Origin of the sequence: Hadarchaeum sp. (SeqCode) (assembly GCF_049969415.1) — an archaeon.
Lineage (GTDB): Archaea > Hadarchaeota > Hadarchaeia > Hadarchaeales > Hadarchaeaceae > Hadarchaeum.
On the sequence record NZ_JBMFOX010000120.1, the window covers coordinates 1 to 1453 of the forward strand.

The following is a 1453-nucleotide window of genomic DNA, read 5'->3' on the forward strand; positions in this document are numbered from 1 at the left end:
GTGGATCCGGATGGGAGAGTCACATTGTCGGAATTTCAGGAGACACAGGCTGCAAAGGAGATTGCGGCGCTGGATCATTTTGGCGATTTACGCGAGTTTCTCGCTGCCGACTCTTCGGGTATGGCCTGGTTTCGGCTAGCTAAGTTGATGGTGGTGCACACAAATCCGGTTCCTGTTCGGGCTTACGAAGCCGAGGGCGGTGTTGTCATCGAGTACTCCGACGGAACCAAGGAGATTCGCCGGGGAGGCTCTCGTGCCTGGAGGAACAACAACCCGGGTAACCTAATCCTCGGGGGTGAGCCGACCAACGAAGCTATCGGCACGGCGGGAGCGGTTCCCGGCACCGGCTGGCGCTACGCGGTTTTTGGAAGCGAGGAGTCGGGCACCCGAGCGCTTATAAAGTGGCTGCGCAGTCCGAGTCGTGCTGACTTGACGGTAGGACAAATTATCGAGCGGTTCGCGCCCCCCAAGCATAATGACACTGAGCGCTATAAAGCTTTTGTGGCGCACATGGGGGTTCCACTGGGTCGGCGAATGGCCGACTTGGAACCGCGCCAGTTTCAGCTCCTTGTTCAAGCAATTAGAAAAATGGAGGGTTGCATTCCCGGAGAGGTGACTTGGAGATGATTGTCTTGTATCATGAAGATGAAACGAGTTGTTTAGGGACGTTAGAGCGGAGAGCCGTAGTTATGTTTCTGATGTTTTTCGGGCTCATAGTGGCATTCGGAAAAGGCGAAGCCCTCGAACATCACACTCCTGGTTCACAAGTAACGCTCGTCGGCACGGTCCGCTGCGAGGTTTTCCCTGGCCCTCCGAACTACGGAGAGACACCTGAAATCGACCGCCCCGAGGTTGCGTGCTTTCTCGAACTCAGTGTCCCCTTCGATTTGCAAGCCAGTTCGGGTTGGGTTCTTCCCGAGTCCAAAGCTCAGGAAAAAGTAACACGTGTGCAGCTCGTGATCTCGGGTACGGAAGTCTGGAAGCAAATCCCGCAGCAGAACCTCGAGGCGCTCGCTTGGCAGAACGTGGTTGCGAAAGGGCGACTTGAAACGCCGTCGACCGCGCACCACCGGGCGCTCGCACTGCTCGTAGTCACGGAACTTAGCATAAAAAAGCGATGACGCTGGTCATGATGCTAGCTTAGTTTATTGTGATTATGTCGGGCAGCAGAATGCACACCTAAAGGAGCAACTGAAAAAGCCCAACATCATTGCGGTGGATGGTCGGGCACGGTTGTCCAGCTTTGGCTTAAAGGCATTATGCTGCCTTTGAGCCAGGATTTCGGGCGTGTTTCTGGGGTTTTTGCATCTACTAGACGCCCTGCGACGCTGCTGTCAGAAGGAAGTTTTCGAGAAGGTTTCAGGGAGATCCGGGTCGGGGCTCTGGCGCGCGCCTCTGGTCCTACTGGGGTTAAAAACGGACCCGTCAACTTGCACAAGGTCGTTCCGTAAGC

The 1453-nt window shown here is 55.5% G+C and carries 1 protein-coding gene and 1 pseudogene; both read left to right on the forward strand.

Features of this window, described 5'->3' with window-relative positions:
* Positions 1–627, forward strand: a pseudogene (locus tag ACP5PX_RS08260) (hypothetical protein); the annotation flags it as partial.
* A gap of 62 nt (positions 628–689) precedes the next feature.
* Positions 690–1121: a hypothetical protein gene (locus tag ACP5PX_RS08265; protein WP_428085470.1), complete on the forward strand. Its 432-nt coding sequence runs from the start codon at positions 690–692 to the stop codon at positions 1119–1121.
* Positions 1122–1453: the final 332 nt, after the last annotated feature.

Bases quoted from the DNA above. Each gene is read 5' to 3' on its own strand.
- ACP5PX_RS08265 (WP_428085470.1), top strand. From the start codon at position 690: ATGTTTCTGATGTTTTTCGGGCTCATAGTGGCATTCGGAAAAGGCGAA.